Source organism: Candidatus Poseidonia alphae, assembly GCF_943787815.1.
In the GTDB taxonomy this organism is placed as follows: Archaea; Thermoplasmatota; Poseidoniia; order Poseidoniales; family Poseidoniaceae; genus Poseidonia; species Poseidonia alphae.
Window position 1 is genome coordinate 62,283 of sequence record NZ_CALSNW010000001.1, and the last position, 22,695, is coordinate 84,977.

General features: G+C 49.2%; 19 protein-coding genes. 10 read left to right on the forward strand and 9 right to left on the reverse strand.

The window, feature by feature from the left end:
- Window positions 1–30: 30 nt before the first annotated feature.
- A complete protein-coding gene (locus tag AAA857_RS00345; protein ID WP_338171921.1) occupies window positions 31–1,011 on the reverse strand; it encodes an SAP domain-containing protein in 981 nt (326 codons plus the stop codon).
- 168 nt (window positions 1,012–1,179) lie between these two features.
- Between AAA857_RS00345 and AAA857_RS00350 the strand changes: the two genes are divergently transcribed.
- The 4 genes from AAA857_RS00350 (at window position 1,180) to pdxS (ending at window position 5,371) form a co-directional block, all read left to right on the forward strand.
- Window positions 1,180–1,653, forward strand: a complete 474-nt coding sequence (locus AAA857_RS00350) for an RNA-binding domain-containing protein (protein WP_338171923.1) — start codon at window positions 1,180–1,182, stop codon at window positions 1,651–1,653.
- Entirely contained in the window at window positions 1,628–3,949 is a 2,322-nt protein-coding gene (locus AAA857_RS00355; RefSeq protein ID WP_338171925.1) for an aryl-sulfate sulfotransferase, read from the forward strand. Before AAA857_RS00350 ends, AAA857_RS00355 begins: the two co-directional genes overlap by 26 nt.
- An 88-nt stretch (window positions 3,950–4,037) precedes the next feature.
- Window positions 4,038–4,313, forward strand: coding sequence for a ferredoxin family protein (locus tag AAA857_RS00360; protein ID WP_338171928.1), 276 nt, complete (start codon window positions 4,038–4,040; stop codon window positions 4,311–4,313).
- A gap of 68 nt (window positions 4,314–4,381) precedes the next feature.
- The gene (pdxS, locus tag AAA857_RS00365; protein ID WP_338171930.1) at window positions 4,382–5,371 is read left to right on the forward strand and encodes a pyridoxal 5'-phosphate synthase lyase subunit PdxS; all 990 of its coding nucleotides are present in this window, start codon (window positions 4,382–4,384) and stop codon (window positions 5,369–5,371) included.
- Window position 5,372: 1 nt separating this feature from the next.
- Here the strand turns inward: pdxS and AAA857_RS00370 are convergent, their stop codons facing one another.
- Genes AAA857_RS00370 through AAA857_RS00395 form a run of 6 tightly spaced genes read right to left on the reverse strand, consistent with a single transcriptional unit; the run spans window position 5,373 to window position 12,599 of the window.
- Window positions 5,373–5,612 carry a hypothetical protein gene (locus AAA857_RS00370; RefSeq protein WP_338171932.1) on the reverse strand — a complete coding sequence of 80 codons (240 nt, stop codon included), beginning with the start codon at window positions 5,610–5,612 and terminating at the stop codon, window positions 5,373–5,375.
- Between the two features lie 47 nt (window positions 5,613–5,659).
- A complete protein-coding gene (locus tag AAA857_RS00375) occupies window positions 5,660–6,727 on the reverse strand; it encodes an NDP-sugar synthase (protein ID WP_338171934.1) in 1,068 nt (355 codons plus the stop codon).
- A gap of 12 nt (window positions 6,728–6,739) precedes the next feature.
- Window positions 6,740–7,741, reverse strand: a complete 1,002-nt coding sequence (locus AAA857_RS00380; protein ID WP_338171936.1) for a hypothetical protein — start codon at window positions 7,739–7,741, stop codon at window positions 6,740–6,742.
- A gap of 59 nt (window positions 7,742–7,800) precedes the next feature.
- A complete protein-coding gene (locus AAA857_RS00385; protein WP_338171938.1) occupies window positions 7,801–9,336 on the reverse strand; it encodes a hypothetical protein in 1,536 nt (511 codons plus the stop codon).
- A gap of 39 nt (window positions 9,337–9,375) precedes the next feature.
- A complete protein-coding gene (locus tag AAA857_RS00390; protein WP_338171940.1) occupies window positions 9,376–10,095 on the reverse strand; it encodes a metal-dependent transcriptional regulator in 720 nt (239 codons plus the stop codon).
- The gene (locus AAA857_RS00395; protein ID WP_338171942.1) at window positions 10,059–12,599 is read right to left on the reverse strand and encodes a hypothetical protein; all 2,541 of its coding nucleotides are present in this window, start codon (window positions 12,597–12,599) and stop codon (window positions 10,059–10,061) included. The genes AAA857_RS00390 and AAA857_RS00395 overlap by 37 nt, the downstream gene beginning before the upstream one ends.
- Before the next feature lie 91 nt (window positions 12,600–12,690).
- Between AAA857_RS00395 and AAA857_RS00400 the strand changes: the two genes are divergently transcribed.
- The 6 genes from AAA857_RS00400 (at window position 12,691) to AAA857_RS00425 (ending at window position 18,276) form a co-directional block, all read left to right on the forward strand.
- Window positions 12,691–13,209, forward strand: a complete 519-nt coding sequence (locus tag AAA857_RS00400) for a hypothetical protein (RefSeq protein WP_338171944.1) — start codon at window positions 12,691–12,693, stop codon at window positions 13,207–13,209.
- Window positions 13,199–15,220, forward strand: a complete 2,022-nt coding sequence (locus tag AAA857_RS00405) for a nucleotidyltransferase domain-containing protein (RefSeq protein ID WP_338171946.1) — start codon at window positions 13,199–13,201, stop codon at window positions 15,218–15,220. Before AAA857_RS00400 ends, AAA857_RS00405 begins: the two co-directional genes overlap by 11 nt.
- The gene (locus tag AAA857_RS00410; RefSeq protein WP_338171948.1) at window positions 15,217–15,714 is read left to right on the forward strand and encodes a GNAT family N-acetyltransferase; all 498 of its coding nucleotides are present in this window, start codon (window positions 15,217–15,219) and stop codon (window positions 15,712–15,714) included. Before AAA857_RS00405 ends, AAA857_RS00410 begins: the two co-directional genes overlap by 4 nt.
- Window positions 15,715–15,768: 54 nt before the next feature.
- Window positions 15,769–16,071 carry a hypothetical protein gene (locus AAA857_RS00415; protein WP_338171950.1) on the forward strand — a complete coding sequence of 101 codons (303 nt, stop codon included), beginning with the start codon at window positions 15,769–15,771 and terminating at the stop codon, window positions 16,069–16,071.
- 106 nt (window positions 16,072–16,177) lie between these two features.
- Window positions 16,178–17,053 carry a hypothetical protein gene (locus AAA857_RS00420; RefSeq protein ID WP_338171952.1) on the forward strand — a complete coding sequence of 292 codons (876 nt, stop codon included), beginning with the start codon at window positions 16,178–16,180 and terminating at the stop codon, window positions 17,051–17,053.
- Between the two features lie 65 nt (window positions 17,054–17,118).
- Window positions 17,119–18,276: a formate--phosphoribosylaminoimidazolecarboxamide ligase family protein gene (locus AAA857_RS00425; RefSeq protein ID WP_338171954.1), complete on the forward strand. Its 1,158-nt coding sequence runs from the start codon at window positions 17,119–17,121 to the stop codon at window positions 18,274–18,276.
- 6 nt (window positions 18,277–18,282) lie between these two features.
- Here the strand turns inward: AAA857_RS00425 and AAA857_RS00430 are convergent, their stop codons facing one another.
- Window positions 18,283–18,543 (reverse strand): hypothetical protein, encoded by a 261-nt coding sequence (locus tag AAA857_RS00430; RefSeq protein WP_338171956.1) that lies wholly within the window; start codon window positions 18,541–18,543, stop codon window positions 18,283–18,285.
- A 9-nt stretch (window positions 18,544–18,552) separates the two neighbouring features.
- Window positions 18,553–22,650 (reverse strand): thrombospondin type 3 repeat-containing protein, encoded by a 4,098-nt coding sequence (locus tag AAA857_RS00435; RefSeq protein WP_338171958.1) that lies wholly within the window; start codon window positions 22,648–22,650, stop codon window positions 18,553–18,555.
- Window positions 22,651–22,695: the final 45 nt, after the last annotated feature.

The window sequence follows — 22,695 nt, forward strand, 5'->3', positions numbered from 1 at the left end:
CCCGTCGGTAACCTCAGATGAGGTTTTGGTTCACTCTGATAGGCGTGTGATGAGGTCTGCCTTCTTTCCAGAGACAGGCTTTCCAGCGGCCTTGAGAAGTTCCTTGAGTTCAGCGACGGTCATCTTGTCATAGGAAGGAGCGTCTGCTTCTACCTTTTCTTCGACAACTGCTGCTTCTACCTTTTCTTCGACAACTGCCGCTTCAACGACTTCTTCGGCTGCAGCAACAGGTGCTGCTTCCTCTGGAGCATCTTCAACGGTTTCGTCGCTTTCTGCGTCTTCACCATCATCTTCATCGGCCATAGCTGCAGCGAGAGCTGCAGCCTTCTTGGCCTTGAATTCAGCATCATCACGAGCTTCTTGCGCATGAATTTCGTCAAGGGTCGGTCCGGAGGTTGTCACAACACCGTCTTGCAAGAGTTGGCTCTTTCGGATAGCGACGGAGCGGACTGGATAAATTGGTTTGACGCCCTTTCGGATGTCCTCTTCCAGCGAACCGTCAAGAATTGCATCTTGTACCGATGCATAGGTATTCTTAGCAGCGAATGCGATGATGATCTCTCGGGTTTTGGTACGCATGTCCTGCTTAACCGAAGTTTGAACGCGCTGTTGCGTGATGATCAGTGGCTTCATTCGAACCAAGTAACCGTCTGTGGTGACGACGTCCACGACGTCGTCAACCTTGCCACGGTACCGGCGAATTTGACGGCGAATGTGATCGGTTTGGTGGTGGTGGCCGATGAAAGTCGTCAATGCATCTTGTCCAACACATTCCGTCACTCGGAATCGAAGGATGACGTGCATCTTCGAAAAATCTCCGCCGAATTCTTGTTGAGTCATTTCGTAAACACGACCGATGATATGCTCATCGGATTCACCGATTGTTTCGCCAATACGCTTGAAATCCCAAGGGTGTCGAGGTGCTCGGATGGTGTACCATCGCTTTGTCTTCCACTTGTCCCGTTGCTTACGTGCTTGTGCACGTGCCTTTGCACTGATTTTCTTTGCCATATTGTTCAACTCGGTTCGTGTATTGCGGGGGCTACCCCACTTGCACTCCGCCCACTAACCTCCCCTATTTGAATGAGCCTCATCATCATAATCTCACAGCATTGAAAGGATTGTTCTGTTTGGACGCAGATTCGGTAACCTCATGACCCCCAAGGTCACCCGCAGGATGTGGGCCTGCATCATATCACCTGGAGAGCAACGGCGAGTGCTGTTGACGATGTTGATGCCGTAGCAGACGCCGTAGCATGGCTTATCGGCGACGAATCATGGGTTGAGGTGGAACGAACAACGTCACACTTCGGCTCGGAGATGCACATGGTTGCTGCTTTTTGCAAGAAAAAATCTGCAGCGCTAGAGTCCTTTGCTCGTCTTGGGCCTGACAACTTAGCATTCCTTTCCAAAGAGTTTGACGCTCGAATGGATGAAAGCAATACCCTGCATTTCAGGATTGACATGAATGCACTCATCGCTGGAAAGGTGATCCTATCGGATGCTTCGAAGCCTGATACCATCAAAGGACAAATCAAAATCGAAGTATATCCGGGACAAACCATCAAGACTGAATTTGATTCAATTCTTGCCAAAGCATCCACCCACCAACCTTCAAATCCTGGTGATGGGGTCCTCCTTGAAAGGAAGTGATGGCATCAATACCACTTCAATGAAAGCAATCGTCCTCACTGCCTTGATGTTCGGGTCAGTCATTCTGGTACAAGCTGAGGCATCTGAAGAACAATCGATTCCACTCAACCATGCACCGGAATGCAATGCACAACGAGAACATTGGACCGTTGGTTTGATTTCATGTACCAATGAATCCCATGGCGGCTACACTCTCTTTTCTCCATTCCCATCCAATACCTCCTACCTCATTGATGAGGAGGGGCGAGAAATTAACTCTTGGCGCTCACCAGGAGAACATCGACCCGGTGCATCAGCATACATGCTCAGCGACGGAAGTCTCCTCAGGACTGGCAACATTGGAAACGAGTCACCAGGCAATTTCAGCGGTGGCGGCATTGGTGGGACAATAGAGCGAATCGGATGGGATGGCACACTGATGTGGTCTTGGGACTACTCATCCACATCGGCGATCACCCATCACGATATTGAACCCCTACCCAACGGAAACATTCTGGCCATTGCTTGGGAAGACAGGAGCGAGCAAGAAGCCTTGCAAGCCGGAAGGGACCCAGCAATAGCAAGCGATTCGCCCGGAGGTCAAGGCAACATTTGGCCCGACCAAATTATTGAAATTGAACCGGTTGGTTCAAACGATGCAAACATCGTATGGCGGTGGCATGCATGGGACCATCTCGTACAAGATTACGACCCCACCAAGGACAATTACGGTGCTGTGGAAGAGCATCCTGAGTTGTTGAACATCAACTACGTCACTCAATCCGGAAACCAGGCTGGGAGGGCTGATTGGATGCACTGCAACAGCATTGATTACAACGCCGAATTGGACCAAATAATGATTTCATGCAGAGGGATGGATGAATTTTACATTATTGACCACAGCACGACCACAGAGGAAGCTGCAGGACATGAAGGTGGGACATACGGGAAGGGTGGAGATTTCCTTTACAGGTGGGGAAACCCTCAGGTTTACAAAAAGGGCCTTTCAAGCGACCAACAACTCTTCGGTCAGCACGATGTTCAATGGATTGAAGAGGGGCATACGCAGGAAGGAAACATCATACTCTTCAACAACGGTGCTGGGCGTTCAACTCCATACTCGACCGTTGAAATTTTAAATCCCGACCATGAAAATGGCCATTACTCCATACTCACAAACGGGACATTTGGCCCCTTGGCCCCATCGTGGACCTGGAGTCCAGAAGGGATGTATGCGCCCGTTGTCTCAGGCGCTCAAGGATTGTCGAATGGCAATGTCATGGTCACGATTGGAACCATGGGCGCCCTCCAAGAAGTCTCTCCCGATGGAGAAGTGGTATGGTCGTACATCAATCCAATCGGAGCCAACGGCACGTTTCAACAGAGTCTTGAGTTGCCGCCTGGAAACCTTGCAGGAACAACGGCGAATATGTTGTTCAAAGGTTACCGATACGAAGCAGATCATCCCGGTCTCGCAGACAAAAACCTAACCCCGGGGTCTTACCTCGAACATTGGACCGATACCTGTCCAGAAGAATACGCTTGGAAGTGGGACAGAGATGGAAACGGTTGCATCGACGATAGTGATGCAGATGGAATCATGGACCCGTACGACCGATGCTGGATTGGAGATGATTTGCTCGACCTGGACCAAGACGGTCTTCCAGATGCTTGCGACGCCTTCGTAGATTCCGATTTGGATGGAGTGAGAGACAGCGAAGACCGTTGTGAAGGTTTTGATGATGGAACAGACCAAGACAACGATGGGGTTGTGGATGGATGTGATGACCTCATCGATTCAGATGGAGATGGGACAGCCGATGCTCTCGAACAGTGCCCAGGGAGTGACGATTCTGTCGATTCCGATGGCGATGGAGTTCCGGATGGTTGTGACTCAACCCCGTCGGGGATAACAACGACTGACGGCAACGATAGCAATGCAACACTCAACGTATCCATCGAGGAGCAGCAAAACAATTCTGAACCAACCCCAACATCCCGTTCTGGTTTGTTTGAAGAAATAACTTCACGTTCTGCACTCGGCTATCTCCTGATGGCGATTGGAACCTGGATGCTGATTTACCTCGTAATGACTGGACGCTCCAGGGACGACCTCCTGCCGAACGAGGGACGAATCCTGAATGAAAACGGTTCGACTTTAGCACAGGCTGACCACTTGGAAAAAACGCTACCAGAACTCAGCACTCCCGATGCGGATACCCCGCGACCGTTACCGGCCACAGGCTTGCCCGAAGGTTGGACCATCGAACAGTGGAACTTTTATGGACACCAGTGGAATGAGATGAATGAAGAGTAAAAGTTCCTGAGTTTCGACGGCTGATGGACGATGTTAACTTTACAAGAAATTAAGTACACATCCCTCATGGGGTGAATGAGGAATACCCATGCCACACGTCGTCACATCCGCTTGCGTTGATCACAAATACCAAGAATGCGTTGCTGTTTGCCCTGTTGAAGCCTTCAGGGAAGCTGACACTTATTTGGTCATCGACCCCGATGAATGCATTGACTGTGGCGCATGCATCCCAGAATGTCCCGTTGACGCAATCTTTGCCGACACCGATGTCCCTGATGGTGAAGAAGCGTGGATTGACCGAAACGCCGAAGAATCCATTGATGCTGAAATTGCAGAAGGGGACTCACCAGTCCTCGCTGATTGAAGACATACTCCATACGGAGCCAAACCAAGCGTCATAAAGGTCGTCGTTATCAATGAGGTGTGTCACATATGAAAACTGACTTCTCAACCCTCCGTCAAGGAAGCGAATTGCTCAAGCGTGGGTTCGCCCGCATGCAACAAGGTGGCGTCATTATGGATGTTGTTGATGCTGAACAGGCTGCGGTTGCAGAAGATTCGGGTGCCGTTGCGGTAATGGCCCTTGAACGGGTGCCAGCAGACATCCGCAAGGCCGGAGGCGTCGCCCGTATGAGTCATCCAGACATGATACAGGGCATCTTGGACTGCACCTCCATTCCAGTTATGGCGAAATCCCGAATTGGACATGAAGGAGAGGCTCGGATTCTCGAGGCTATGGGCGTTGACATGGTTGACGAAAGCGAAGTCTTGACACCCGCTGACCCTTACTTCCACATCAACAAACAGGACTATGAAATCCCATTTGTTTGCGGAGCAACCGGCTTAGGAGAAGCAACCCGAAGAATTTGGGAAGGCGCTGCAATGATTCGGACCAAAGGAGAAGCTGGAACCGGAAACGTCGTAGCAGCAGTCACGCACGCACGCTTGATCGACCAAGAGATTCGCCAAATACAAACACTCGATGACCGAGGACTTGACTTGGCTACTGAAATGATCATGGAACGCTACAGAGTACTTGCCGACCATTCAACCCTTCCCGGAACGCACCAAATGACACCGTTTGGACCCATTGATTCCACCATGCACGATGGAATTCGCAGCGTCCTTGACGATGTGAACCGACTTGGTCGTCTTCCCGTCGTCACCTTTTCGGCAGGGGGGATAGCCACTCCAGCAGATGCATCGCTCATGATGCGTATGGGAATGGACGGTATTTTTGTGGGTTCAGGAATTTTCAAGTCAACCGATCCGAAGACCATGGCTGATGCAATTGTGATGGCAACCGCCCATTACGATGATGCAAGCAAAGTCGCTGAAGCAATGGCTATGATGGCCGGAGAACCAATGAAGGGCGACGAACTTGAAACCTTAGAAGTCCGAATGGACCAACGCGGCTGGTAATTCAGTTGAGTGGGTCGGAAACGCCTTCTTCACCAAGCGTCCATTTGAGTGTTTTTACAACGCCCTGCAAAGCCTTGTGATTGCGGGCAGATTCCTTCATACCCTGCTTGTCTTTGTTGGATTTGCATTCCTCATACCATTCCTTCCACTGAATCATCTTGACAGTTGCTTTGTCAAGCATGGTTTCAATCTCTTCCCATGTGCGGTCGTAACTGCGTACGGGTTCAGTGGCTTTTGACATGTGCTTCGGGCCGATTGCGTCCTATTTATGGGCTATGCCGACAAGTGTTACTCCGGCGGTGGTAGAAGGGCTGCATTGAAGGAGTCACCAGCAGAAATTGTTTCACCGTCTCCTACAACACAATTCGTAAGAGAAGCGCCCGTTTCGACTCGAACATTCTGTCCAAGAATCGAATCGACTATCGTAGCACCTTCGCCGACATGACATCCTTTCATCAAAAGAGAGGAGGTTACGGAAGCTGAACTTTCAATCGCACATGACTCGGAGATCACCGAGGACGTGGTCATCCCATCAACCGTCGCTCCTGCGATAACAAAGCCATCGTTACCGACCCAAGAACCTTCAGGCAATGAAAACGGGAGATCATCATACTGCTTGAGTAATGTTTCTTGTGCCCTTAGCAACTCCTTAGGGTGTCCTACATCAAACCAAACCCCGTTGATGGTTTCAGCATACATGGGCCAACCCTTCTCCAAAACGAGAGGGAACAGTTGCTTACTAAAGTCGAATTTTACCTCTTGAGGAATCAACTCAATCACTTCTGGCTCAATGATGTAAAGACCAGCATTGATCACGTTACTAAACGCTTCATGCGGGGCTGGCTTTTCCTTGAAACGACGAATATATCCCGACCGTAGAGAGCCATCAACGTCACCGTCTTTGGATGAGGAGAGTCCAACAATCCCAAATTCAGATGGGTTTTCAACTTCCCAGAGTGCCATGGTGACTTTCGCTCCACTGTCGCGATGTTGCTGGAGGAGGCGTTTGATATCGAATGAGGCCACTGAATCGCCAGAACCTACAACACACGTGGCCTGAATTTTATCACGAAGAAGACCCACGCTTCCGGCAGTTCCCATCGGAGTTGCTTCCTGATTTACGGATGCTAGAAGCGAGCCAGAGCTCGCGTTGTTCCAAGAGTTAACATGAGATTCAAGTTGTTCCCCTCGGTAACCGGTCGTAACGATGATTTCATCAATACCCGCATCGACCATGGCCTCTTTTACAAAATCGATAACGGGTCGACCGAGAACTTCGACCATGGGTTTTGGCCGTGTTAAGGTAAGAGGCCTCAGTCGTGAACCTTGGCCACCGGCCATGATGATTCCAAGCATCTGCGAACCACCTCAACGGCGACGGATTGGACCAAGACGGCGCATGTTCTTCTTCTTTGAAGAAGGGGTCGTGCGTGTAGCGGATGAAGCAGTGTCGTTTTTGCCCAAACCACCAAACATCAATTCTCCATCTTTCAAAAGGGATTGAACGAGGCTTTCTGCGACTTCATCGGACTCTGCACCTGTCTTCATCTCAGCCCTCACGGCGTTGTTGTGTTCAGAGATCCAAGACTTCCGTTCTTCAACCGCGAGATTGAGTTGTTCACGGGCTTTGTTTACATCGACCATGAGTTCTTCGATTTTAGCGTGGATGGTGTTGGCCTTCTCGTGATACTCTACAGACTCGAGGTGATGTCGGTCGCCTTCAGCTTTCAAGAAATTGCGGTGGTCAAGACCTTCCTTGTACTCCGCCCACTTAGCATCGGCACGTTGCAATGCCTCAACAAACATTTTGTGAGCATCATCAGCCTCGGATTTCAAGGTTTTAATGGCCTCGTCAAGGTTTGATAGGTCCACGCTGACCATCTCGAATTTAACCACTTCAGGTTCCAATTCACTCACACGGCGCTTCATTCGCTTGATGCGCTCCATGGTTTCTTTCTCTTTTTTGGTACTTGAGGAAGTGGTTTGAAATTTCTCTTCTAGTGAATTGATTTCGCTCATGAGTTGAGAGTATTCCGCGGTTGCAGATTTCTTATCGCCTTTCTCACTTCGTCGTCCTTTTGCTTGCCCAATCAGTTCACGGAGTTGTGCTTGAATGGTATCACGCTTTGCTTTGTGGAGGTTGCGCTCTGCATGGATTGCATCGAGTTCAGCTTTCATCAAGTCCAGCTTCTTTTTGTGCTCCCGGTACTGCTCTTGAACCGCGTTCCGCTTCTGAGCAACAGCCTTGCCCTGTTCTCGTTGGGAATTACGGTTCTCACGCATCTTGCGGACCCTGCCCTCCATCGTCTGGAGTTGGTCCTGAAGTTCTGCATCAGGGTTGGGTTGGCCATCGTCTCTCTGCCCGCGCATGCACTGTCCACTTGGTTGTGCATTTCAAGCCTATGGATTGAAGGAACAATCCATGACGGTCAAAACGAGCCGCTAAAGATGTGGTAGATAAACAAGAAAAACGAGGCCGTAAGGCCAAATCCACCGAAGATGTAAGCCACGAAGGAACCCGTCGTACGCAGCCATTGGCGGAATTCAGACCGGACACGAACATTGATTTGACGGCCAAGGAGCAATTCTCCGTTGGTTTCTTCCAAACGGACGGAAACTGTGGCATCTCCATGAGTGATCGGGATGAGGGTCTGCCACGACACAGTGCTGTCTTTGAGCAAACCAGACATCTTACCCAATACGTCTTCATTCCCTTTTGCTGCGAGGGGCAATGCCTCGCTTGACCACCAATATTTTTGACCAGGCTCAAGGCGATAGGTTAGTGCCAGGTCTTTTGGTTGAAAATTCGGGGTTTGGATGCGGAAGACAACGGTTCGCGTTTCATTGGACAAATTGTGAAATAATGTGAAAAGATTTGCTTTTTCCGAGACTACATTTTCCATGTCCACCTCGAAAATGAGGTCCTTCAGAGCGGGAGAACGACCGGACTCCAAGTCCTGTTTCAAACGGTCCACCATTCGGAAGAAAGCAGGACAAGTTTGAGAGATAATCCCAATGAGGACGAGCCATGTTTCCAAAGTGAATACTTGATGAGAGAAAACGAATTCCATGCCCTTTTTGTTAAGAATTTCACTCAATTCTGACTCAAGTGTTTTCCGATCCAGTCCAGTAGCATGACGGTAAAGGGTCATCAGGAACTTTTCATGGGCGAAATGTGAATTGATGTTTCCTTTGAACCCTGATTCAAGTTCTTTGATATAATCATCGTATTGGGAACGAAGAAGCGGGTCCATATGGGTTTTCAATAGGTCATTGAACACCATGTTCAGTGTTGAGGGATGGACTGGAGGAGAGTATGCTGAAAGAAGACCGGTTCGGTCAACCATGTTAAACGGCGTAGAGCGAGTTGGTAAATGCTGACCTACTGAGAGTACGAGAAAAGATGTTGAGGCAAGAAGGAACAGTTTTCCGAAAAGGCTGTTGCTTTCAAAGTAGAGCACCATCAAAAGCATGGCTGCAGAAGATACGGCAAAGATAAGCGAACGGGTGTGATGGGACATCGAACTTTCGAGTTGATAGAGAAGTCCATCGTAGCCGTGCAACGATTGTACCGAGCGGTGTTCGTTGTTTGATGCATCCACTTGCTCATGGAATTCAAGGAGAGAAATCCCAACACGGTACCGGTGGAATCCGACCGCAAGGATGAATCCGAGAACCACGACGAATGAAAGACTGGCCATTGCTGTTGAGAACGTCATACCCAGGTTCGGTTCAATGTTATCCGCCCACCAAGATGGGGAATCTTGGGAAAAAGCCCATGTTGCGAAGTATGTAAAGGTCGCAAACGCAGGCAGAAACATGATCAAACGCAATCCTGAACTGACGATTTGTCGGTCGATGGCGTGGATGATGGATTCGGCTGGTCGGAATCCAAAGCGACCTCTCGAAGGAGCTTCATCATCGGTTTCGAGAGGAACAAGGTCGTCCTCACCGTCCTCTGCCATGGGCTGGGTTGGGCAATCCCTACTCTAAAGTGTTCACACCTATTCCATTGATAACTGGACAAATATGGCTTTTGACCATTCTTCCGAGAGCATCAGATGTTTCCCCTCAACAATCAGGTTGCCCTCATCATCACGGACAACCGTTGAACCAACAGCAAGGCCACTCGATTGGAGACCGTCAATGATGTTTTTAGGCAACAGGAACGCGAGAATTGAGCCGGTTTGATTTGGTTCAAGTAAATCAAGGGAGAATGATGTTGGATGAATCGCTATCCTCTGCTCTATATCTTTTGTAGGCGCCGGTATTGGTCGCCCACTCGGGTCGACCATCACGCCGCCCATCAAACGGGAAAGCGCAACTTCGAGGTCATCATCGATGGCGTGTTCCAGACGACACGCAGTTTCATGGGCATTACCATCAAACGGAAGGGATTCAAGAAGAACTTCTGCAAGACGATGCCGCCGTTTCATTTTTTGACCGTGAACCAGTCCGGATTCTGTCAGACTTGCCCCTTTGTATGGAATGTATTCCAAATATCCGCGAGCGGCGAGCCGTTGAATCATTTCAGTTGCGGATGCAGGCGCCACACCAAGGCGTGATGCAAGGTCACCCGTTCGTACTCTTTGAAGCGGATCCTGTTCGTAAAACTCATACATGGTTTCCAGATACTCATCTTCGAATTCTTGAAAATGGCCTACCACATACATGCCTCCTGTGAACTCTACTTGCGGTCCTTTGCTTTGAAAACTTTCGTACATGCGGGACAACGCACAGAACCCTCATATGAACCTGGGATTCGTAGCGTTTGAGCACAGTCGGGACATGAAATTTCGATCTTACCGTCCTTAGATGCCTCTGGTTTGGAAGGCTTTTCTGTCGGCTCAACTGATGTTGAATCCGAGGGCTCATCTTCACGTTCCGATTGGACCTCGCCATGAACCTCGAATTTGTTGGAACAATCTGGACAACCTACCGAGCCCGAGTAATCTGCAGGAACGCGAAGGCGACGGTCACATTTTGGACACTGAACCTCCACTTTTTCTTGGCTCGAACGGGAATTGGACGGCTTGGGACTTTGGGACGGTTCAGTTGAATCGTCAACTTCAGCAGTGGATTCTTCACGGTTCATTCTCAGCCGTAAAGCAAGAGCAATCACCGTACCTGATACGATTCCCCAGACGATGGCGCCCCAAGGCAGAGAATTGGATTCCTCTGCTGTGGATTCGCCCGAAACGAAGGATTCCTGAACCGTCACGAGTTCTCCATCAATGGACCAAACAGCATGGATCACAACATTTGAGCCCTTAGGCCATACCAAATCCACTTCTAATGTTGAAGTTTGTGAAGTCCCCCAAGTGGGAGAATTCACCGTAGCGAGAATTTCATCATAAGCATCTTTCAGAATAATTTCCCCAGTGGTGCTAGAGATAGGGCCGGATTGGTAAAGTGTTAATCGGAGGGTAGCGGAATCGCCCTCCACTGGAAGAATGGGAACTGGAACAGGGTCCATTTCAATCCAGTAATTTGTTCGTTCGGTAGGGACTGATGCCGTCGTTGAGAGGGCACCCGGCCCGATGGCCCAATCCGTTGAAGAAACCTTGAGCACGATTTTTTCTGCTGTTATGTGACCGAATGTGAATGCTTCAGTGTGAGTCCCTTGTTCCAAAGTCCGAGTGTATTCATAGAGGTAAACCGTCGATTCAGTTGTTTCATACCCCAACTGAACGAAAACATCACGAGGCTTGCCTTCATCCAGGTCAAAGCTGATTTCAAAGCCAACACCGGACTCTTGGGACCAAGTGAGTTGATCGATGTCAAGACCGATGGATTGTTGCTGGTTAACTGGAAGAGTGAAATTCCCTCCATAAACCCCAGCCAGACTACCGTCATCGCTCTCTAAGGACCATTGAAGCGAATGTTCACCTGAGTGAAGAAAGAGGAAACTCGAGGAGACTTCACCGGCTTCTCCTGAATCTAACGTGACCCAATCACCTGTCGAAGGTTGATTCCCCAAGCTACCATCTTGGTCCACCAAGACCATTCTCACGCGCCCCTCGAGGTCTCCAACATTTCGAATAAGCATGTTGGCACGAAGAGCATCACCTTGATGCCAAGGCCCTCCTGTGAGGGAGGGAGTGGTGGACCCCGCAGAAGCAAAAGAGGCTGATTCGATCTCTACAGTGAGTTCATGAGGAAGCGTTGATGAGGCTGAAATTCTTCCTTCTTGGAGCACACACACGACGGTTACGGGCTTTGCAGTCATGTTAAACTGCCAGATGACAAACGTGCCTGATGGAACTGCAGTTGAGGTTGTCAGAAGAATCTGGCTTGGAGAACTGCATTGTATGATGCCACCAAAATCAACATCACCTGAGTTCGTGACGTTCAGTTCAAAAACCAAGTCCTCGCCAGCATTAATTTCCACTGCGTTTGAGGAAAGGACGGTTGTGAGAAGTGGAAGTGGCGGAGGGAGAATCATCACACTTCCGTTTTGCGTGTGGGCTCCGTTGTCTTCGCCCAAGGTCCCGTTGAGGGCAAAGGACCATTCCATACTGCCTTCGGCGAGTTGAAACGATGATGTGACCGTTGCGTATGACGAAGACATTGCATCGACGCTCATACCTTGAAGGATGATCGATTCATTTTGGCCACCATTTTCAATGTGAACATCAACCGAACCGGACCAATTGACATCGCCTTGATTGATAACTGGGAGTTGGAGTTGAATGAAATCCCCATCATTGACCGATAGGTTTCCTGTTGGCGCCCCGAGAGAATCAATTCCCTGAGAAAGTAAACTTCCTGCAGCCCCCAAACCAATTGATAGCGGACGAAGCCGTTGGATGGTTCGCGAAAGGTTAAGCGACTGAGTGCTGTTCTCAACGCCAACGTCCCCACTCAATCCGAGATGGATCAAACTGTAGCCATAATCCAGTGAAGTCAGGGTAACGGTTATGTTACGCTGCTCAAGCGAAGCGAGGTTGACGGTTTGACTTGGAAGAGATTGAAGAATCGCGCCCTCCAATGTCGTGACGGTCACGTTGAGGTTCAAGTCAGCAGACCCACCATCGGTTTCGTGAAGTTCTACCGTAAAGGAATAATTTTCAGAAGAAAATGTGTCGTAATCCGTGAGACCAAGACTGTTGATGTCGATGACGCCCGCTCCAGCTACAGCGTGCGCAGAGGGCACCATAGAGACCAGAAAGAGGGCAACGATGAGGAGAGGGACTCGCCTCTCCACTGCTACATCGCCTCCGGCCATGGTCATGGTTGTTTGAAGGGGTTCTTCACCTTCACGCCGAAAGATGTTGTGAGGGCATCTTTATTCAACATTGAACTGCCCCCCGCAATCAATGCAGGACGAGCGTTTGCTGGAAGTCGCGCCCGATGTCCTGATTCGGGCCATCCTACATCGCCGAGAACGGCTTGCTGAAATGATTCCAAAGCAGCTCAACGCGCGCAAAGATGAGAAGGAAATCGCGGAGGGGCTAGCACGGGATGCAAAACAACGAAGGGACCTCCAAAAATCGGAACTCGAAACCTTTTCAGAACAACTCAAATCCCTCGAAGAAGGTACGCCTGAGCATCAAGAACTGCTCGTTCAACGCGAGCAATTTATCAAAAAAGCAGAACAATCAGAACATGAATACCTTGAGAATGAACTTTTTCGCCGAAGAAGTGACTCGCGCACCAAGCGACTTACCATGGCGTTGAATGACTGTCAACGCTCAATTGAGTACTGGCAATCCGTTTTAGAACAGGGGTTCGACCATTTGCTCGTTGACGCACAAAGGGTGAAGCAAGGAGGGGCCTCAAGTTACGCCCTATCCCGGCAAAAAAAGACAAACAGGGGCTCTCAACATGAATCGTGAGATTTGCCCCCACACCGGTTTTTCAGCTGCACAACAGAAGCAGTGGCCACTGTTGCATTCCCATATGCTCGGAACGCTTGAATTAGGAGACATCGATGCCATCGCCCCCGATTACTTGAAAGGCTTGTCTGAAGAAATTAAAGCATCCATCAGCACTTCAAGAATGAGCAACCAAGAGACGAAAGCAAGAGACCGAATCTATCAGCATCTGAAACGGAACATCGAGAGGAAACTTAACGGAAGCCAACTCCATGCCTTTGGGTCAACACAGTCTCGGACCTCCCTGGGTGTGGGCGACTTGGACCTGTGCCTGGTCGTCGATGCCCCATCCCCACGAAAAATCCTGAACAAAGTTCGAAACATCTTGAATGATTTGGACATGACTGAAATTGAAGTGATTGGGCGAGCGAAAGTACCCATCATCAAATTCAAAGATCCTGAAACGGGGCTCCCCATTGATATCTCAGTCAATAATGAACTTGCTTTATACAATACTGAATTGATACGTGCCTACGCAGACACCCATCCGATGGTTCGCAACGGAGTCCTTTCGATCAAATATTGGGCGTCATCAAGAGCCATCAATCAAGCGTTCATGGGTACGCTTTCATCGTACGCATGGACCCTCCTTGCCATTGGAAGCATGCAGGCTGACCCACAAATTGGCCTGCCCAATCTGCAAAAAAATGCGGAGCCAAATGTTCTTGATTTAGATGACACCTACGATGTTGGTTTTCACTCAAAACCTGTATCGCCCTGGAAACCAAACATGGACCATGCTACATGCTTTGTTTCATTCATCCGAAGGTTTGTTTTTGATTGGCCATTTGAGCACGATGTCGTTTCAATCCGAAACGGTGGGACCGTTTCACGAAGCGAAAAGGGTTGGGCAGAAGGAGAACCCGATGCATGGACCCTCCTACCGGACCACCTGGACCGGAGGCTTGGAGAACACAGCATGCCGATTGAAGACCCATTTTCATTAAACCACGACCTGAGTCGAGTGCTAAGGCCTTCTGGATACCTCACCATTCGGGAAGAAGTTCTCAAGGCTTGGGTCGGCATGCTCAATGGGGCAACCTGGACTGAACTGAGTAAGAAAGAAAAGAGTGCTGAAATTCAACCTTTCGACCTCTTTGCAGATTTACGAGACCTGTCAATGGACAAGGTCAATGCACTCCACCAGGAAACCGTGGACCAACTCAATAGGTCTGAGGAAGATGGAAAGAAGTTGAGTTCGCAACGGCGTTCCATAGGCCAAGCCATACAATTTGCACTCGGAAAACGAACGACCCCCCCCGAAGGGTCCATTGAAGACGAGGAAACGGTGTCTACCGAGATCAGTGAGTCCAAATCCCAATTGGACGAATTGATCAAGAAAAGAGATGAACTGGTGAACAATATCGTGATCTCATCACCTAAAGTCTCCGAAACCCTTCGACAAACCTTTGGCCGAATCACAGAGCAATTGGACATCATGAACATTCCACAGCTTGAGCGGGAGCAAGAACTTGTATCACTCTTCTTTGAACTTCAAGAAATTCACCCCATTGCAAAGGAAGTTGACCGACTTAACCGGGAAATTCATTACATCAAAAAACCCCTTCACGGCAACATCAAGCATCTCAACAAAGCCGAGAAAAAAATCAAACGGAACATCCGCTCCAACCGGAAAGCATCAAAGTCGCTTCGACGCGAAAAAGGTCGACTTGAGTCATGGATGCGGATCAAAGAGGGAAGTAAGAAACCACGACGAAACGACCGCAGTCCAAAGCATCAACCCCGAGGGCCAAAACCGAGTGAAGTCAAGAAGAAAATGAATGCAGGTGAAGCGCTTTCAATGGATGATTTGAGTACGTTGCTGCAGCATGGGGGAGTCCTCAACATGAATGCCGGCAAGGACGACCCTCGGTCACAACGAAAAGGGAAGCGGAACAAGAACAAATCCTCAAATTATCAAGTTCGCCGAGGTCAACGGGGTCAGGGCAAAAAGGAAACAAAGAGGGAATGAGACTCGTGTCATCGCCTGTTTGGACTCAAGGCATTGAACCGAAACACATGAGTCCGGATGCATGTCGCCAAGTCCTTTCTCTGTTCCTCAAAGAGACCGGTGAACAATATTCTGATGCATCAGTCCGTCATTTACCCATACCAAACTGGGAAGGGAATTTGATCCTCAAAGAAGAAACCCAAAGCGATGAGAGTCCAATTATCGGATTGTTGTGGGCCACTCCCTTCATGGATGACATCGTCCGAGTTGCTGCATTTGTGATACATTCCGAGAGGCAAGGCAGCGGACTTGGAAGCGAGGCTTGGAATCGATTCGTGGATGCTGCCCTCAAGGCAGGATACAAGCGCGTTCAACTTGAAGTCAAAGCCACCAATACGAGGGCTCAACGATTTTATCAACGGCGCGGTCTGACGGTTCAAAAAAACCTTGAAGGATACTATCAATCCGGTCTGGGATACATGATGCGAGGGCCTCTTCTTCACTACGTTGAATGAGTGAAAGTCTTATTCGCTGTCGCAGTTGATGGATGAACCATGCTCCAGCGAACAATGAAGCCGCTTGTGGAAACTGCCGGAGTAAAAAGCGTCACTCTGTTTGAGAACGATGGTTTCGTCATCTACCGTTCCGAGGATGACGCAACCAATGAAGACGGACAAATGTCGCGTTGGATCTCTGCACTGAACGCCTCTTCGAAATCAGACCGCCTTACCTTCATTATGGAGCATGGTTCAGTCATCCTCCACCGTGGTAAACGCCTTCACCTCGCCGTGCACTGCGGACCCTCAACCAATCTTGGAGAGGTTCGCCAAACTGCCGAAACATGCCATGAATCGCTGCATAACCTGGCCTAGCCAGCAACACATCTGCGTCAATCGGTCCATGAAGGGTTAAATGGGGGAGCAAAGTCCCCGTGGATGCGGGAAGATGGGAATCTTCTGCGACCAGGTGAGATGAACAATGGCAGAACTCAAAGATCTTCTGAACGAGCGACGAAAAATGGTTGACGAAAAGGCCACGCATCACCGCGAAATTCGAGATGATTGGAACGAGAAAACCAAGGAATTTACCTCAATCCGAAACGAACTCAACAACGAAGTCCGTGAACTGATTGTTCAGGTTCGTGAACAACGTGAACTCAGAGACAACATGAACGAACGAGTTCGTGACAAAAAGAAGGAACGAGAAGATGCAAATCAAATGGTTCGAGATGCAAAAGATACCATCAGAGGCACTCAACCTGAAGCACCTCCGCAACTGGACAAGCGTGGACGACCAATCCGCCCTGACACCGTACAGTCTTTGACTCGGACCATGGAACGACTTGAGCGTGAATTTGAACAAGGTAAGCACCAGGGTAAAAACGAAACCAAGTACTTCAAGAAAATGAAGGAACTCAGTGCAAAGCGTCGGAAACTAAAGGATTCTCAAACCGCAAGCGGGGAAACTGAAGGAAACGAAGCACTGCGAGAAGCCATGGCCAAGCAGGATAATGCTCACAACGCCGTGAAGGAAGCGGCTGAAGCTGCTCAGAGTGCTCACGATTTGATGATTGAATGGAACTCAGAAGTTGACCGACAACGTGAGAAGGCCGAAGCCGCTCACCGACGGTTGCGAACTTCGAAGAAGGAAGCCGACAAGGAACACAGTTTGTACATTGTATCTCTGCGATGCCTCCACTCAATTCAAGACATCTTGCGAGCCATGCGAGGAGCAAGTGCCGGACAAGGCCAACGCCCAACCGCAAGCAATGAAACTCAAGATCTGATGGCAAAGTTGCTCTCTGGTGAAACACTTTCAACAGAAGAATTGATGCAACTTCAGCGTTTTGATTGAAGAATGAAATGGGGAACACCTCAAAGACCCCCGTTAACAGCAATCAGTTTAGCAAGGTGAGCCTGATGATTCAGAACGACGAAATTGCTGAAATCGTAGAAGAGTATGACCGCCTTAAATTGCGGATCGGCATGACTGCATCGCATTCTGCCTTGGACATCTGTGACGGTGCTATTGAAGAGGGCTTTCCAACCGTGGCTTATTGCAAGGAAGGACGCCACAAAACCTATGCAAATTACTTCAAAACCCACCGGAGTTCATCGGGCCGAGTCGTCAGAGGGATGGTTGACAAGGCCATTGTTCTCGACCAATTTAACGACGTGATGAAGCCGAGCATGCAAGCTGAAATGAGGAAAAGAAACGTCATTTACATCCCAAATCGGTCGTTTACTTCGTATTCCAAAATATCAGATATTGAAGACAATTTCCGCGTCCCGATGTTTGGGTCAAGAAACATGCTCCGCATGGAAGAGCGAACGGAAGAACAAGACTATTATTGGATTTTGGAGAAAGCAGGACTCCCGTATCCTGAAGCCATACCTTCACCCGAGGAAATTGATTGTTTGGTGATCGTCAAACTCCACCACGCACAAAAGAAACTTGAGCGTGGATTCTTCACTTGCGCATCGTATAAAGAATACCAAGAGAAGTCTGCCGCACTTCTCGCAGAAGGTGTCATCGACCAAGAATCACTCGATGGTGCCCGAATTGAACGGTATGTCATCGGCCCAGTCTTCAATTTGAACTTCTTTTACAGCCCCCTCGCTGAAAAAGGGGAACGTTTGGAACTTCTGGGCGTTGACTGGCGATTTGAATCGTCTCTTGACGGACATGTCAGACTCCCTGCACCACAGCAAATGACCATGCCGCTCCATCAACAAATCCCTGAGATGACCGTTGTTGGACACAACACTGCGACCATCCGAGAATCACTCCTTGAGAAAGCCTTTGAGTTGGGAGAGAAATTCATTGAAGCAAGCAAAGAACATTACGACCCGGGAATTGTGGGTCCATTTTGCCTCCAAACCTGCATTGACAAGGACATGAACTACTACATCTACGATGTTGCACCTCGTCTGGGTGGAGGCACCAACGTCCACGTTAGCGTAGGCCACCCCTATGGAAATGCAACATGGAGGAAGCCCATGTCAAGTGGACGACGTATTGCAATGGAATTGCGAATGGCCGCTGAGCAAGATCGTTTGCTCGAAGTTCTGACGTGATACGAACTACTCAACGTCATAGAACACTTCATCCTTCATATCGTACCAAGGATTGATGCCAATGTCGGATGACCCGTCATAATGACCTGTTGTTTCAACGAAATAATACATGACATTGGATTTTCCGCCTTCACCAGCGTACCCATCTCCAGAAAAGTCATCCATGGCGATACCGGTTAGAATTTTTCGCGTGGTACCCCAAACAAAACCAAGATACAATTCATCTGAACCAGCAGCGTTCACCACACCTTCGCTGGGAACCTTCATGAAAAGCACTCACGATTGGTATGGAATCCATTCTTGTGAAGCTGCGTCAAAGTACGACAAATTGCCCTCAGCATCCTTGGACCAGTGCACTCCGTTCTCTTCCCATTGCTCAGAGACAGACTCAATGGATGGAAGTGATTTTTCTTCATTTGCCGCAAATTGTTCCGATGCTGCATCAGGTGAAGAAGCGGAATCAAACATGGTTGAAGCATCATCCGGTTTGCGCATAAAGATAAATCCACCACCACCAACGAGAGCAAGAATCAGCAATGTGATGATGCCGTAGAGCATACCGTTTCCAGATTCGACCGCCTCTGCGACGGAGCGAGTGCCATCTTCAGGGTATGCATCCATGCTGTCCGCAACTCCATCCCCATCGGTATCCACTGACAGATTTGAATCAAATTTGAAATCGTCTTCTGCATCGCTCACACCATCTCCGTCCGAGTCCAACTGCAACAATGCACAACCGCTCGTATCGATCAGTTCTCCGACCGGTGTGTTCGGGCAGTTGTCCAGATGATTCTTAATGCCGTCTTTATCATCGTCTTTTTGCTGTTCTGCACATCCATCAAGGTCCACAGGCTGAGTTGTGGGGGTGTCCGGACAGAGGTCCATATTGTTCATGATGTCATCCATGTCCTCGTCCCTTTGAGACGATGAACAGCCTTGATTGTCAGGTTGCTCACCGGTAGGAGTGACGGGGCAGAAATCATTTGCATCAGAGATTCCGTCATTGTCAGCATCAAGCTGATTGGTAGCGCAGCCGAGAAGATCAACGGTCAATCCGTTCCCTGTTCCAGGGCAAGTGTCTACATCATCACTTACATCATCGCCATCGGTATCCTTCTGAGAAGGAGCACAGCCTTGTAAATCTGCGATTTCGTTGGTTGGGGTTGCATCGCAGATATCACTGGCGTCAACGACGTTATCACCGTCTGTATCACGCTCGTTTGCTGCACAACCTACACCGTTAACCGGCAAACCTGCGGTCGTAGTAGGACAGTCATCGCGGTCATCAGTGATGTCATCCTTATCGGTGTCAAGTTGACTGAGTGCACATCCTGCTGCGTCAATTTGAAGGCCAAGTGGAGTGTTTGGACATGCATCAAACGCATTCATGACCATGTCATTATCATCGTCTTCTTGACTTGAGGAACAGCCAACATCGTCGACCTGCTCTCCAGCAGGCGTGTCGGGGCAAGCATCAGTAGCGTCGTCTATTCCGTCCAAATCTGCATCCAATTGAGAAGCCGCACATCCAGTTGAATCCACAGATTGTCCAGGTGGTGTTCCGAGGCATTGGTCACCGTTCACCCCACTTGCGTTGTCACCGTAGCCGTCGTTGTCTTGGTCGGCATGCTGAGTTGGGTCGTTCGGGAAAGCGTCTCCATTCAATCCAGCAGCATTGTCACCGTATCCATCGCCGTCTAAATCCGACCATTGCGAGGAATCGCTGGGGAATGCATCAGGATCTGTGCCTGCTTGGTTATCACCAAAGCCATCTCCATCTTCATCAAACCATTGCGTTGAGTCGGTCGGGAATTGGTCGCCATTTGTACCGGTTGGATTGTCTCCGTAACCGTCTCCATCGGCATCTTCCCACTGAGTGTTATCCGAAGGGAATTCGTCAGGTGATGTCCCTGCAGGATTGTCACCGTATCCATCGCCGTCTGAATCGGACCATTGAGAGGAGTCGGTCGGGAAAGCATCTCCATTTGTCCCAGACGGGTTATCACCGTAGCCGTCTCCGTCAGAGTCTTCCCATTGAGTGGAATCCGCTGGCCAGGCATCGGGATAGTTGCCGCTGGCGTTGTCCCCATAGCCATCTCCGTCGGAATCTGACCATTGAGTCGAATCGGTCGGGAAGGCATCAGGGTAGGTCCCATTTGCATTGTCACCATAACCATCACCGTCAACATCCGACCATTGAGTCGAGTCGGTCGGGAAGGCATCTGAAGAATTGCCGCTAGCGTTATCTCCATAGCCATCTCCATCCATATCTGAATATTGGCTCGAATCGTAGGGGAAGGCGTCAATGTCGTCGTTGTATCCGTCACCGTCGCTGTCTTTCTGGTCCAGTGCACATCCGTAGAAGTCGACTGTTGCGCCAACCGATGTGTTTGGGCATTGGTCAACCTCGTTCGCAACACCGTCATTGTCGTCATCCAAGGTGAGCATGAAACAATCGGAGTCACCAATCAGTTGTACATTCACTGACGAATAGAGGTCTGCAAAGACGCAGTATGTTCCCGAAGAGGAAGGGGTTGTGTAGTTGAAGTATGGAAGGGACATGTTTTGTGCGGTTGCAGTCACTGAAGTCATGGTCGAAACTGCGAGGTTAGCACCAGAAGAATCCTCAACTCGGTATTGATACTTGTAACTGTCACCCGTCACCAAATCCAATCCTTCAGCACGAACGTTGTTCGTTGCAGCAGTTGAACTTGCAGAGTACGAATTGATGACCAAAGCAGGAAGTTGCGGAACGAAATCACTAAAGTGAGCCCCGGTGACGTTGTCATTGGTATCAATATCGATAACCGAGTTGTTGAGGGAGAGTTCGACGTAGAACAAGTGGTCGTTCATTGTGGTTGGTCCTGCCCAAGAGATTTGATGATTGATTGAGGTGACGGTGGGCGTGAAGGTCCAATCGTCCGAGTCGATCATGGAGGCGTTAATGGCGGCATTTGTATCATTGGAAACAGATAAATTGTTCTCCCATTCTAAATAATCCAGAACGATCCAACGCATGGAATAATCCGTGCCGATGGAAAGATTGGTCAGCGAAATATCACCCGTTGTCGATGACGTCGGAGACGCCACGACCATTTCAAGATAAACTTCATCTTCGTCGCTATTCAAGGCCATTCCTGAAGCATCACTGAGTGTGGATGATACCATCATAAGGGATTCATCAAAGGTTGCCTGCGTGGTGATGTTCACCATGTATGTGGTATTTGTAGCATTGAAGGTACCGCTGGATGAGGAAGTCCAGGCCTCGGTCTCATCGAGGTACAACTGTCCGTAAGAGGAGTTGTACGAATAATTCGTTCCGATGGTGAGCCCAGAGAACGAAAGAGTGGCTGAGGTTCGGTTATTGATGCTCACATCAACACTTTCCACACTTTGGCCACCACCTGGGTTATCGGTGGAAAGTTCAATGTCATAAATGTTCGATGTTGCGGTGGTAAATTGGTACAAGAAAACCCTCAGATAGGATGTGAAATTTGTCGTTGCTGTAAATGAAGCTGCTTCGTTATCGGATCCAGAACCAAGCGAACCAAATCCAGCTAGACTAAGGGAACTGCCGCTGGAGTCCATCCACTGCCCATCAATGTCACCGTTAGCATGAGTGAAGGTCAAGTTCACGTAATAGGTGACTCCTGAGATCATATCGATTTCAAAGAAGTCTTCGTCACTGGATGAATGAATGGAAAGGCCTGAGCAAAACAACGGAAGCAGTGAAGCAGACGTCGCTGCTGTCATGGAGTCATTGGGTTCAAGGATGTCTGGGGCGGTTGTCCCATTTCCTGAACAATTTGTGATGGAACTTCCGCTACCACCGGTACCATTACCTCCTGTGCCGCTACTGACGGTGAATTTGTTCAAGGTAAGATTCCAAGTACCTGCACCGGCATATCGGTAAATTTGGATGTAGACCATTCCTCCGGTGGACCCAGTGGTATTTGTTGTGAGCGTCTCAGGATTGTAAGCGTACGAATCATCCAAATAATTCAGCGAGGAATCGAAAAACAGAAGGTCAAAATCATTGGTGACGGTTGTTCCATTTGAAAAGGTCGTCGACGACGGGAATGAAAGTGAGGCTGAGAGTCCTTGAGTTGCGGACAATGCAACTTTCAGGTAATCTGAATCGTCCCCGTAGTCAAGTTCACCGTTTCCGTTGTAGGAGCCTGAGAAGATGTAATTCGTGATGTTCACCGTCGTATTATCCGGTAAATCACCACCAGAATTGAGGTCGTTCTGGTTTGGCCCAACCGCAGAAACACTTGGAGCGCTTAATGCCACAAGGGAGGATAAAACCAGCAAGAAGACAACTGAAATGGAACTTGCTGAGCGTTGGTTCTCAAGATTAGGATGTTGCGCCATGGTTAACCTAGGCATAGAAGGTATATCAGCCTCACCACTGCGCAA

Bases quoted from the DNA above. Each gene is read 5' to 3' on its own strand.
- AAA857_RS00345 (WP_338171921.1), bottom strand. From the start codon at position 1,011: ATGGCAAAGAAAATCAGTGCAAAGGCACGTGCACAAGCACGTAAGCAA.
- AAA857_RS00355 (WP_338171925.1), top strand. From the start codon at position 1,628: ATGGGGTCCTCCTTGAAAGGAAGTGATGGCATCAATACCACTTCAATG.
- AAA857_RS00360 (WP_338171928.1), top strand. From the start codon at position 4,038: ATGCCACACGTCGTCACATCCGCTTGCGTTGATCACAAATACCAAGAA.
- pdxS (WP_338171930.1), top strand. From the start codon at position 4,382: ATGAAAACTGACTTCTCAACCCTCCGTCAAGGAAGCGAATTGCTCAAG.
- AAA857_RS00370 (WP_338171932.1), bottom strand. From the start codon at position 5,612: ATGTCAAAAGCCACTGAACCCGTACGCAGTTACGACCGCACATGGGAA.
- AAA857_RS00375 (WP_338171934.1), bottom strand. From the start codon at position 6,727: ATGCTTGGAATCATCATGGCCGGTGGCCAAGGTTCACGACTGAGGCCT.
- AAA857_RS00380 (WP_338171936.1), bottom strand. From the start codon at position 7,741: ATGCGCGGGCAGAGAGACGATGGCCAACCCAACCCTGATGCAGAACTT.
- AAA857_RS00385 (WP_338171938.1), bottom strand. From the start codon at position 9,336: ATGGCAGAGGACGGTGAGGACGACCTTGTTCCTCTCGAAACCGATGAT.
- AAA857_RS00390 (WP_338171940.1), bottom strand. From the start codon at position 10,095: ATGTACGAAAGTTTTCAAAGCAAAGGACCGCAAGTAGAGTTCACAGGA.
- AAA857_RS00395 (WP_338171942.1), bottom strand. From the start codon at position 12,599: ATGGCCGGAGGCGATGTAGCAGTGGAGAGGCGAGTCCCTCTCCTCATC.
- AAA857_RS00400 (WP_338171944.1), top strand. From the start codon at position 12,691: ATGCAGGACGAGCGTTTGCTGGAAGTCGCGCCCGATGTCCTGATTCGG.
- AAA857_RS00405 (WP_338171946.1), top strand. From the start codon at position 13,199: ATGAATCGTGAGATTTGCCCCCACACCGGTTTTTCAGCTGCACAACAG.
- AAA857_RS00410 (WP_338171948.1), top strand. From the start codon at position 15,217: ATGAGACTCGTGTCATCGCCTGTTTGGACTCAAGGCATTGAACCGAAA.
- AAA857_RS00415 (WP_338171950.1), top strand. From the start codon at position 15,769: ATGAAGCCGCTTGTGGAAACTGCCGGAGTAAAAAGCGTCACTCTGTTT.
- AAA857_RS00420 (WP_338171952.1), top strand. From the start codon at position 16,178: ATGGCAGAACTCAAAGATCTTCTGAACGAGCGACGAAAAATGGTTGAC.
- AAA857_RS00425 (WP_338171954.1), top strand. From the start codon at position 17,119: ATGATTCAGAACGACGAAATTGCTGAAATCGTAGAAGAGTATGACCGC.
- AAA857_RS00430 (WP_338171956.1), bottom strand. From the start codon at position 18,543: ATGAAGGTTCCCAGCGAAGGTGTGGTGAACGCTGCTGGTTCAGATGAA.
- AAA857_RS00435 (WP_338171958.1), bottom strand. From the start codon at position 22,650: ATGGCGCAACATCCTAATCTTGAGAACCAACGCTCAGCAAGTTCCATT.